Annotated in this window: 8 protein-coding genes; 3 read left to right on the forward strand and 5 right to left on the reverse strand. The window is 38.7% G+C overall.

The genetic code is table 11. The features are described 5' to 3' along the window. Positions 1-233: 233 nt before the first annotated feature. Genes DFQ11_RS08915 through DFQ11_RS08935 form a run of 5 tightly spaced genes read right to left on the reverse strand, consistent with a single transcriptional unit; the run spans position 234 to position 6,391 of the window. Positions 234-1,211 (reverse strand): SDR family oxidoreductase, encoded by a 978-nt coding sequence (locus tag DFQ11_RS08915; protein WP_110475501.1) that lies wholly within the window; start codon positions 1,209-1,211, stop codon positions 234-236. Continuing rightward, complete coding sequence (locus DFQ11_RS08920; RefSeq protein ID WP_110475502.1) at positions 1,211-2,506, reverse strand: nucleotide sugar dehydrogenase; 1,296 nt, start codon at positions 2,504-2,506, stop codon at positions 1,211-1,213. Before DFQ11_RS08920 ends, DFQ11_RS08915 begins: the two co-directional genes overlap by 1 nt. Next, positions 2,503-3,093: a sugar transferase gene (locus tag DFQ11_RS08925; RefSeq protein WP_308425333.1), complete on the reverse strand. Its 591-nt coding sequence runs from the start codon at positions 3,091-3,093 to the stop codon at positions 2,503-2,505. Before DFQ11_RS08925 ends, DFQ11_RS08920 begins: the two co-directional genes overlap by 4 nt. A 19-nt stretch (positions 3,094-3,112) precedes the next feature. Next, positions 3,113-5,587, reverse strand: a complete 2,475-nt coding sequence (locus DFQ11_RS08930; RefSeq protein WP_110475503.1) for a GumC family protein — start codon at positions 5,585-5,587, stop codon at positions 3,113-3,115. A 3-nt stretch (positions 5,588-5,590) separates the two neighbouring features. After that, on the reverse strand, positions 5,591-6,391 hold the full coding sequence (locus DFQ11_RS08935; RefSeq protein WP_110475504.1) for a polysaccharide biosynthesis/export family protein: 801 nt from the start codon (positions 6,389-6,391) through the stop codon (positions 5,591-5,593). 102 nt (positions 6,392-6,493) lie between these two features. On the opposite strand from DFQ11_RS08935, the gene DFQ11_RS08940 reads away from it, so the two are divergent. From DFQ11_RS08940 to DFQ11_RS08950, 3 genes are all read left to right on the forward strand, one after another. Further along, on the forward strand, positions 6,494-8,356 hold the full coding sequence (locus DFQ11_RS08940; protein ID WP_110475505.1) for an ABC-F family ATP-binding cassette domain-containing protein: 1,863 nt from the start codon (positions 6,494-6,496) through the stop codon (positions 8,354-8,356). Positions 8,357-9,574: 1,218 nt separating this feature from the next. Beyond that, positions 9,575-10,345, forward strand: a complete 771-nt coding sequence (locus DFQ11_RS08945; RefSeq protein WP_110475506.1) for an O-methyltransferase — start codon at positions 9,575-9,577, stop codon at positions 10,343-10,345. A 99-nt stretch (positions 10,346-10,444) separates the two neighbouring features. Beyond that, positions 10,445-11,143: an ABC transporter ATP-binding protein gene (locus tag DFQ11_RS08950; RefSeq protein WP_110475507.1), complete on the forward strand. Its 699-nt coding sequence runs from the start codon at positions 10,445-10,447 to the stop codon at positions 11,141-11,143. Positions 11,144-11,939 lie beyond the last annotated feature (796 nt).

Raw genomic sequence — 11,939 nt, forward strand, 5'->3', positions numbered from 1 at the left:
TTCAGAGCGAAGCGAAGAATCTATAAGCATTAAACCAAAGAAAGCAGGAACATAACTAATTAATAAGACTGCAAAAAGCAACAAACCATAAATCCATGCCCTTTTAGCTTTTCACATTTAGTTTTTCACGTCTAACTCTCCACTACCAACTAACAACTAATCACTAATAACTAATAACTAATTACTAATCACTAATCACTAATCACTAACAACTAACAACTAATCCCTAACACCTAAACAAATGCATCCCAAGTAATCTTCAAACCTTCTCGTACCGTATACATCGGCTTATAACCCAATAAGTTTTCCGCCTTAGAAATATCCGCTAAAGAATCACGAACATCACCTTGACGTGGTGGTCCGTAAATAGCCTTCAGTTCAGAACCAGCAGCAAGGCGTAAAGAATCCCATAAGTAATTAATGGTGATACGCTCACCACAAGCCACATTAAAGACTTCGTTTTTAGCCTCTTTAGAAGCAAAAAAGCCTTTGACATTCGCCTGAACCACATTATCAATAAAGGTGAAATCGCGAGTTTGCTCGCCATCACCATTAATTTTAGCAGGTTCATCGTCTTTTAGGGCTTGCATAAACAATGGAATCACCGCAGCGTAAGCGCCTTGTGGACTTTGTTTAGGGCCAAACACATTGAAATATCTTAAGCCAATTACATCCGTATCATAAGTCGTTCCGAAAACATCGGCATACAACTCATTCACATATTTGGTCACGGCGTAAGGCGATAAAGGTTTGCCTATCGTATCTTCTACCTTAGGCAAGGCTTTACTATCACCATAAGTAGAACTAGATGCCGCATAAACCATACGTTTTACACTTGGACTGTCCTTTAAGGCAATCATCATGTTTAAAAACCCAGAGATATTGACCTCATTGGTGGTTGCTGGATCGTTGATAGAACGAGGCACCGAACCTAAAGCGGCTTGGTGCGACACATAATCCATGCCTTCCATAGCGCGCTTGCAAGTGTCTAAATCACGAATATCACCTTCTATAAGTTCAAAGGCTGGGTTATCCATAAATTCCGTCAGGTTTTCACGATGACCATTAGAGAAATTATCTAAAACGCGTACTTTCTTAGCCTTGTACTTCAATAAATATTCGGTAAGGTTAGAGCCAATAAAGCCGCCACCTCCAGTGATTAAAAAACTTAGTTCGGAAAGGTCTGTAGTATGATGTGGTTTTGAATACATTATAAACGTGCGTCAACGGTATCTCTAGGAAGTAATGACTTTACATCGAAGATAACACCTGTTTGTGATTTTAATTGATTTAATTTTAAGTCTAAAAATTCCTTATGTGAAACAGCTAATATGATCGAATCGTAATCGGAACGTAAGTCCTCAAAATTCTTAATCAAGTCAAAGCCATATTCATGCTTCACTTCTTCTTTTGATGCCCATGGGTCAAACACATCCACCTCAACATCATAAGATTCTAATTCTTCAATAATATCAATAACTCTAGAATTTCTAATATCCGGACAATTCTCTTTAAAGGTAATCCCTAAAACAAGGGCTTTTGATCCCTTGATGGTCGCGCCTTTCTTAATCATCATTTTAACCGTTTCCGTAGCCACATAACTACCCATACTGTCATTCATCTTACGTCCAGCTAAAATAATTTCAGGATTATATCCCGATTCTATAGCTTTTTGCGCCAAATAATATGGATCTACACCGATACAATGACCACCGACTAAGCCTGGTGAAAAGTTAAGGAAGTTCCACTTCGTACCTGCCGCTTCTAAAACCGCCTTCGTGTCAATATCTAAAAGTCTAAAGATTTTAGACAACTCATTCACAAAAGCAATATTAATATCACGCTGCGAATTCTCAATCACTTTTGCCGCTTCAGCAACTTTTATAGAAGGTGCCATATGTGTGCCTGCGGTAATCACTTTTTTATAAAGATTATCGACTCTTACAGCAATTTCTGGCGTTGAACCTGAAGTCACTTTTAAGATTTTAGTTACCGTATGTAATTTATCGCCTGGGTTAATACGTTCTGGCGAATACCCTGCAAAGAAATCTTTATTATAAACTAAACCTGAAGTTTGCTCCAAAACAGGAATACAGATATCTTCCGTAGCTCCAGGATAAACCGTAGATTCATAAACAACAATATCATCCTTGCTCAACATTTTACCTACCGTTTCACTAGCTTTAATTAAAGGAGTGAATACAGGCTTATTCAAAGCATCTGTTGGCGTTGGCACCGTGATAATATAGAAATTAGTTACCGCTAAAGCTTCAATATCATCGGTGATATATAAACCTTTTTCTGCATTTAAATCAGTGGTTAATACCGATTTCAAATGATCGTTTTCTACTTCTAAAGTTTTATCTAAACCAGAATTTAATTCACTGATACGTTGCTTATTGATATCAAAACCAACTACCAAGAATTGTTTTGCAAATTCTACGGCAAGTGGTAAACCCACATAACCTAATCCTATAATTGCAATCTTATCTTCTGAATGTGTCATTTGTTTATAATAGATTTTAAAATAAGTGACAAATCTAAGCAAAAACTGTAATTCTGAACGTACATTTTATTGATTTTCACCTTATCTACCCAAATCACCGTTCTGTTGTAATGGTCAGGGTTGCTTTGTACCGCCAGTAGCGCTTCTTCGTTTTTATATTTTAGCGTCGCAGGTCCTGTGATGCCAGGTTTCACTTTTAGAATGATACGATCCTCCCCTTCCAAAACATCTGCAAACCCAGGTAAATCGGGACGAGGCCCTACAAAACTCATATCGCCTTTAAGTACATTAAACAACTGCGGTAATTCGTCCAACTTCGTTCGCCTTAAGAAACCGCCGATAAGAGTTGCACTGCGTTCCAAATGACCGAGTTGATGCAACTCTGCTCTTAAGGTGCGTATCTTATAAATAGTGAATAGTTGCCCATATTGCCCCACACGAGATTGGCTAAACAAGCCGAATTGCCGAGTATCTATAGTGGCAATGAATACAAGCAGTCCAATAGGAAGGAGTAGCACAGATAGAAGGACTAAGGCTAAAACGGTATCAAAGACGCCCTTGACCTGAAGCTGGGTTTTACTAATCAAAATCTAGCGAATAATCGGATTATAGTCGTTTTAGAAATTGTTTGACACGCGAAAATACCGAATGCTTATCGTTTTGGTGATAGGTATTTCCATAAACCCCATAACCATAGCCATAACCATAGCCGTAGCCATACCCATAATTATGATTGTTCTTATGCCTGTAGAAGTTGAGTATGAAATGGACATTCTTTAATTCCCCAGTACGATGTTTAGCATTTACCAATTGAAGCATACCGCGTTTGGTATAATCCAAGCGCACCATAAACACCGTCGCATCAGCATACTGAACCAATTCCAAGGCATCAGTAACCAACCCTAAAGGTGGTGTATCCAAAACGATAATATCATATTCCTCCTTCAGTTCTGCCATCAACTCATGAAGCTTCCCATCCATTAATAATTCGGATGGGTTTGGAGGAATCGGGCCCGAAGGCACCACATCTAAATTTTCGATATGGGAATGGGTCACCACCTCATCAAAAGTATTATCGCCAATTAAGTAATTAACCACCCCTTTTTCATTAGTGATATTAAAATCATCAAAAATCTTAGGCTTCCTTAAATCCAGACCCATTAAAAGGGTCTTCTTACCAGACAAGGCATAAACTGTGGCGATATTTATCGACGTAAAGGTCTTTCCTTCCCCACTCACGGACGAAGTCACCATTAAAGTATTGGCTCGCGTCCCCGAATTGGCGGTTTTATTGAATACAAATTGAAGGCTTGAACGAATCGCTCTAAAGGATTCGGCGACAGCCGACTTAGGCTTTTCGTAGGCGATTAAATTGTTTTTATAACGGTATTTCCCCACCAAGCCCATAATCGGGATTCGTGACATCTTCTCCACCTCATCCGAACCATGAATGGTATTGTCCAATAAGAAAATCACAAAGATGAGGAACATAGGAATAAAGAAGCCCATCATTATCCCCATCATATAGTTCAAGGACTTATTCGGCCCAATTGGCGCATCACCAATATCCTTAGCTTCATCAACTATGGTAATATCGGAAACATTAGCAGCTTTGACAATAGCCGCTTCACTTCGCTTAGCTAAATAAATATCATAAGCTTCCTGACTGATATTCATCTTACGCTGAATCTTCAAGTACTCTTGCTGCTCTTGAGGCAAGCCACTCAATTTTTGCTCTAAACCAGCAATGGCTCTATTTAATTCAATGATCTGCTGATTAATGGTAACCTTAGTTGCATCAATAGTTTTTAATAACACATTCTTCTCCGCATCAATACGGCGGTCTAACTCCTTAAAAGTAATAGAACCTTCTTTCTGTGTATATTCTAAACTCTGACGCTCAACGGCTAATTCAATAATTTTCTGTACCCCACTCACAATAGGGCCTTCGGTAATTCCTGCTGAACTGGGCGCAGCTATCTTTTCGTAATCTTTAACGTTATTTAAGTATTTCTCTAAGGAATTGATATAATTCAGCTTGGTATTTTCTACATCTTTCTGAAGATCTAAGCTTTGTAGCTTATTAGAATACTGAGCCATTTCCTCATCGATATCGAAGATTTTATTCTTCTTTCTAAAATCATTGAGTTCTGCTGCAATATCCTTTAAATTGTCATTGACGGCATAAAGGCTGCTGTCAATAAATTTAATAGTATTAGTCGCATAAAGGTTCTTTCGCTCTAATTCGGTGCGGCTTAAAATAGCTGCAGTGGCATTTAAATAATCGACAATCTTCGCTTTATTAGTACCCGCTAAAGACAATCGTAAAACTGATGAAGAATTACCTGTACCTGCAATCTGAACACCTCTCTGATAACTATGCACCACACGATCAAAGTTCTGAAACTGTAAAAAATACTCTGCCTGAGGCGTTACGGTTCTACCATCTCGAAGCTCAATCACCCCATTTAGAAAAGGCAATTCTATAGTCTGTCCAAATCTAAATTTCTGTACATACTCTCCGGCCGGCAATTTTACCGAATAGGTACTTTTGTCGCCGTAATTCTGAACCCGTCCTTGCTCGCCAAAGCTTCCAAACAACTCAAACTCTTCATTATTGAGTAGTCGTACACCAACTAAGCCCGACAATAACTGCCCCTTATCTTTATTAATCCGAAATTCAAAAGGGGCCTTTTTATAAATATCAATTTTATTGTACTTCCCTTGCTCGAGATAGTTCATATAAAACTGAAGCGAATCCACCACTAATTCATTATGCGTTCTGGTATTGACAGAAGTCATCACTTTACCCACCTTACCAGACACACCTCCCCAATTAAATGAAATGCTCGTGTTAGCCGTAAAGAACGGATTCTGATCACTCTCTACGGAGATTAAAGAACTGAGCTTATAGACACTGGTTTTTCTTACATTAATAAAATAAGCAATTAATAAAGCTGTACCTACACATAGCACCACAAACTTCCATAGGTTGAGGGCTTTGAATAAATAGCCTCTAAAATCAAAACTTAAACGACCTGATTCCTCATGATCAAATTCTTCCTGAGTATTCGTATCCATAGTTTAAAGTCGTGTAAATAGTAATAATGTAGTTGTAAATAAGGAAACAACCGTGGCAATGGTTCGTATAGATTCTACTGCTGTTTTACCAGTCCCCCAAGATTTTTGCTTTAAGGGCTTCACATAAATGATATCATTGGGTTGGATATAATAATAAGGCGACTGCATTACCCTTTTATCCGTAAGATCTAAAGTATGTATTTGCTGCCCTTGTGGGTACTGACGTATAATCTGAACTTCTTTTCTGTTTCCAACCTCTGTTATTTCACCTACATTAGCGACAGCCTCAAAGATATTCACCCGTTCTTGAAATAAGGTTTTTGTTCCTGGACTCCCTACTTCACCACTAGCGGTATAGCGTAAACCTGCTAATTTTACGGTGACAAAGATATTTGCAGTTTCTTTAAACTGCTCTTCTAATAAGCGCGCTTCAATCATCTTCTCAATTTGAGTGGTTGTATAACCTAATACATTGATAAATCCTAAAGTAGGCACACGAATATTTCCGTGTAAGTCCACCGTAAAACCATCAAAATAAGCGCGTTCTGCACCTGAAGCATTTAAGTCACCTTCCCCTGAAGGGTTTAAGATCGAGACCGTTTCCTGGTCTATGGCCTTCACCCTAATATTCAGAATATCATTAATTTGAATACGATACGGCTTCTGTACTTCAGTCAAATTATTAGGAATACTATCATTAAATGAATTCTCCTTATTTTGTAAGTAAACAGTGTCTTTATGAGGAATACATGAGCTAGCAAAAACACAACTCAATATGATAATCAAAAGCTTAAATCGCTTCATACGTAAAATGGTTCTATACAGACAAATATAATGTATCAACACTAATATCAAAACTAATACGTTTCTTTTTGGTTTATTTCCGTTCTTTGTAAAAAAAACACCTTGAATTACCTTAACGTTGAAAATATATCAAAGTCTTTTGGAGAGCTTGTGCTCTTTAAAGATTTGTCATTTAGTATCCATAAAGATCAGAAGATCGCTTTTGTAGCCAAAAACGGTTCTGGTAAAACGTCTATTCTTAATATTTTAGCAGGAAAAGATACACCTGATGATGGTCAAATCGTGATTAGAAAAGGACTGCGTTTGGCCTTTTTAGACCAAGAGCCCGACTTAGATCCTAACCTTAGTGTTGAAGAAACCATCTTTGCTTCTGATATTCCTGTTTTAAAAATTATTGAAGCTCACGAACAGGCTTTAAAAACCCCTGATGATGCTGAAGCTTATCAAAAAGCCTTCGAAGGTATGGATCGCTATAACGCCTGGGAGTTTGAAACACAATACCAACAGACCTTATCTCAATTAAAGTTAGATGACCTGTCTTTAGAAGTGAAGACCCTCTCGGGTGGACAAAAGAAACGTTTAGCCCTAGCTCAAGCTTTATTAAGCAAACCTGACATCCTTATTCTTGATGAGCCGACCAACCATTTAGATTTAGAAATGATTGAATGGCTGGAAGATTATTTTGCCAAGTCGCAGCAAACCTTATTCATGGTCACGCACGATAGGTACTTCCTAGAACGTGTATGTAATGAAATTATAGAATTAGATCATGGCGAGTTGCATACCTACAAAGGCAACTATTCTTACTATCTTGAAAAGAAAGAAGCCCGTATAGAAAATCAAGCGACCGAAGTCGGCAAAGCCAAACAACTCTATAAAAAAGAATTGGACTGGATGCGTCGCCAACCGAAGGCTCGTACCACCAAATCAAAAAGTAGAATTGATGACTTCTCTGAAATAAAATCCAAAGCCCACCAACGTCGTAACGACCATCAAGTCCAACTCGAAATCAGCATGGAGCGCTTAGGAAGTAAAATCATTGAGTTCCACAACGTCTCTAAAGCGTTTAAAGACAAAAAGATTTTAGATGGCTTTGAATACACCTTTAAAAAAGGAGAGCGTATTGGAATCATTGGTAAAAATGGAACGGGAAAATCATCATTCCTCAACCTCCTTACCCAAACTTTAGAACCCGATGCTGGTAAAATTGTAATTGGTGAAACCGTGAAGATTGGCTATTATACCCAAGGTGGAATCAAAGCCAAACCTAACCAAAAGGTGATCGATGTCATTAAGGAGTTTGGTGATTACATCCCTTTAGCCAAAGGCCGACAAATTAGCGCACAGCAATTATTAGAACGCTTCTTATTCGACAGAAAGAAACAATATGATTTTGTTGAAAAACTAAGCGGTGGTGAGCAAAAACGTTTATACCTCTGTACGGTTTTAATTCAGAACCCTAACGTTCTCATCTTAGATGAGCCTACAAACGATTTAGATATCGTCACGTTAAACGTACTAGAAGATTTCCTTATGGACTTTCCCGGAGTACTACTCGTGGTCTCTCACGACAGGTATTTTATGGATAAAATTGTAGATCATATGTTTGTGTTTAGAGGTGACGGTGTAGTAGAAGACTTCCCAGGCAACTATTCCGATTTCCGAGCCTACGACAGCAGTCTCCCAAAAGAAACCGAAACCGTTGAAAAAGTAGATAATACCAAAGCAATTCAACAAAACGAAGCTCAAAAACTAGACTATAACGAACAAAAGGAATACAAAAACCTAAGCTCTAAAATCCGTTCACTAGAATTAGACAAAGCCGCACTAGAAGCCAAATTCACTAACCCTGACCTCAGTCAAGACGAAATCAACAAGCTCTCTAAAAAACTTCAAGTGATTATAGATGATATTGAAGAAAAAGAAATGCGTTGGTTTGAGTTAGCGGAGAAGTTGGAGGGATAGCTGGTAGTTGGTAGTTGGTAGTTGGTAGTTGGTAGTTGGTAGTTGGTAGTTGGTAGTAACATAGTTATTTCGCAGAGAACCACAAAGGAGAAACAGAGGTTTTTAGTCGGTAGTTATATAGTTGTCACACAGAGAATCACAGAGAAGCCACAGAGATTCACGGAGGCTTGTTTGTAGTTGGAAATTGTACCACTGATGCTCGAAACTAGAACTTTTCTACTAAAAACTAATGACTAGTGACTAATGACTAATGACTAAAATAAATTCCCTTTTCACACCAACTCACCAACTCACCAACTCACTGTCTCACTAACTCACTGTCTCACTGTCTCACTAATAACCAAGACCTAAACACTGGATTAGAAGTTGTCACACAGGGAATCACAGAGAAGCCACAGAGATTCACGGAGGCTTGTTTGTAGTTAGAAATTGGACCACTGATGCTCGAAACTAGAATCTTTCTACTAAAAACTAATGACTAGTGACTAATGACTAATGACTAAAATAAATTCACTTTCCACTCCCATTCCCCAATCCCTAATACCTCGTCCGAATGTTTCAAGCAGGCAAGTAACGTATCGAGAACAATTGGAACTACGAAGCTTTTCCACAGAGACGCACAGAGAATACACAAAGTTTCACAGAAAACTCCTTAGAACCTAGAACATAAAAGCTATTGACTAAGAACCTACAACTAACAACAGAGAACACACAACATTTTGTCATTTCGCTTTGAACTTTTCCCTTTTCACACCAACTCACCAACTCACTGTCTCACTAACTCACCACCTCACTAACTCACTGTCTCACTGTCTCACTAATAACCAAGACCTAAACACTGGATTAGAAGTTGTCACACAGAGAATCACAGAGAAGCCACAGAGATTCACGGAGGCTTGTTTGTAGTTGAAAATTGGACCACTGATACTCGAAACTAGAATTTTTCGACTAAAAACTACAAACTAGAGGTTAGAAGCTGGAAGCTAGAAACTAACTAAAATCGATTCACTTTTCACACTATCTCACCAACTCACCATCTCACCATCTCACGATCTCACCACCTCACCATCTCACTGTCTCACCACCTCACCACCTCACCACCTCACCAACCAAAACCTAAAACCCATAAAAATTGTGAGAATCTCTAAAACACCGTAAATTCGCAACCAACAACCACTCAAAAACCAAATCACCACAGCAACACACCGCTGAACCTCAATGTACCAATTCCTCGCTTACATAAAATTCATTTTTACGGCCACCAATCAACATGGCGTCCACTCCCCTTTTATCTATAATTTCGTAACGAAATGTCTGTATGATAAAACCAATTACGACGCCTACACGCAACTCAACAACTACAGAAAAAGACTTAAAACCTCAAAGGTCACATTAGAAGTCAAGGATTTAGGTGAAGGCTCAAAAGTATTGGACGACACACATCGCTCAGTTAGCGATATGGTAAAAACCTCAAGCAGTTCAAAAAAAGACACCCAACTTTTATACCGACTAGCCACTTACTTCAATTTCAATAATATATTAGAATTAGGGACATCACTCGGCATGGGAACTTACGCCCTAGCTTTAGCCAATCCCAACTCTAAAATCACCACGATTGAAGGCTGTAAAAACACTTCCTCGTTCGCTAAAACAAAGCTGGAAGAATTAGAAATTAATAATGTCGATTGCCTTATGGGGAACTTTAGCGAAGTGATTCCCAATCTAAAAGACCAAACCTTAGACTTTATTTTCTTCGATGGTCACCACAACAAAGAAGCCACTATTCAATATTTTGAATCGCTTTTATCTACGGTTCATAATGACACCATTTTTGCTTTCGATGATATTTATTGGTCTGAAGGGATGACCGAAGCTTGGGACTACATTAAAAATCATCACGCTGTGACAGTGACGGTAGATTGCTTTCATTTTGGCTTTGTGTTTTTCCGAAAAGAGCAGGTCAAAGAACATTTTAAAATTAGACTGTAACATCTTCCCAACTTTAACGTCTTATTTAGTGAACTGATTTTTAAATTCTTTTATCTTGCAAAAGGAATCAGCGACAACAACCCAACAAGAGTTATAATTATGAGTGACAACGTCATTGAAGTTAGAAATATCATTAGAGATTTTAAATTAGGACAAGAAGTTGTTCATGTTTTAAAAGGTATTGATTTAGATATTAAACGTGGCGAATATGTCGCTATAATGGGACCTTCCGGCTCTGGGAAGTCGACATTAATGAACCTACTAGGATGCCTTGACACCCCTACAGCGGGTTCGTATAACTTAAACGGACACGACGTGAGTCAAATGACCGACGACCAATTGGCCGAAATCAGAAATAAAGAAATTGGGTTCGTATTTCAAACCTTTAACTTACTACCACGAACGACTGCCTTAGACAATGTGGCGCTTCCTATGGTTTATGCCGGCGCCTCCAAAAAAGAACGTGTGGAGCGTGCGACTCAAGTCTTAACCGATGTAGGCCTTGCCGATAGAATGGATCATAAACCCAATCAACTTTCCGGTGGACAACGACAACGTGTAGCGGTCGGTAGAGCTTTAGTCAACAAGCCTTCTATTATTTTAGCCGATGAACCTACAGGAAACTTAGATTCCAAAACAGGTACAGAAATCATGGCACTTTTCGATGAGATTCACGCCGCAGGAAACACCGTAATCATGGTAACCCACGAAGAAGAAATCGCCGCACATGCAAAACGTGTGATTCGTTTACGTGATGGGGTTATTGAGAGTGATACCTATTCAGAGGTTAGGGTTTAGTTGGTAGTTGGAAACGGGAGGTTGGAATGAAGACACTTAGTAATTTCACTAAAAACTAAAGACTAACAACGCTTCACTTTTCACACTAACTCACTGACTCTCTAACTCACTGTCTCACCGTCTCACCACCTCACCATCTCACTGTCTCACTATCTCACCATCTCACTGTCTCAACACCGTCAGTTCGAGTGTTTCGAGTAAGCGAGAAACGTATCGAAAACCATTGGAATTAAGCTATTACACAGAGACGCGCAGAGAGAACACAAAGTTTCACAGAGAAATTATTAGAACATAAAGACTAGACTGTTGGATGCTGGAAGCTAGAAACTAACACAAATCACTAAAATCGATTCACTTTTCACACCAACTCACTGACTCACTGTCTCACTAACTCACTAACTCACCAACTCACTAACTCACTAACTCACTATCTCACCAACTCACTAACTAACCCCTAATCCCTAATCCCTAATCCCTAATCCACTAATCTCTAATACACACCACCGTCAGCTCAAGCGTTTCGAGGGCACGAGAAACGTATCGAGAACCATTGAACTGTGAAGTTGTGACAGAGAGACACAGAGACACAGAGAGAGAGAGAGAAAACTCAAAGTTTCACAGAAACTCCTTAGAACCTAGAACATAAAAGCTATTGACTAAGAACACACAACTAACAACAGAGAACACACAACATTTTGTCAGGGACTGTAAATTATTTTGTGTTTTCAACTTTTAGATAGCCGAAAAATGATTTTGAAATTCATAGGCAAAAAATTTACTTTTAAAATTTTATCTT

It is taken from the genome of Winogradskyella epiphytica, assembly GCF_003217215.1.
GTDB lineage: Bacteria > Bacteroidota > Bacteroidia > Flavobacteriales > Flavobacteriaceae > Winogradskyella > Winogradskyella epiphytica.

Bases quoted from the DNA above. Each gene is read 5' to 3' on its own strand.
- DFQ11_RS08915 (WP_110475501.1), bottom strand. From the start codon at position 1,211: ATGTATTCAAAACCACATCATACTACAGACCTTTCCGAACTAAGTTTT.
- DFQ11_RS08920 (WP_110475502.1), bottom strand. From the start codon at position 2,506: ATGACACATTCAGAAGATAAGATTGCAATTATAGGATTAGGTTATGTG.
- DFQ11_RS08930 (WP_110475503.1), bottom strand. From the start codon at position 5,587: ATGGATACGAATACTCAGGAAGAATTTGATCATGAGGAATCAGGTCGT.
- DFQ11_RS08935 (WP_110475504.1), bottom strand. From the start codon at position 6,391: ATGAAGCGATTTAAGCTTTTGATTATCATATTGAGTTGTGTTTTTGCT.
- DFQ11_RS08945 (WP_110475506.1), top strand. From the start codon at position 9,575: ATGTACCAATTCCTCGCTTACATAAAATTCATTTTTACGGCCACCAAT.
- DFQ11_RS08950 (WP_110475507.1), top strand. From the start codon at position 10,445: ATGAGTGACAACGTCATTGAAGTTAGAAATATCATTAGAGATTTTAAA.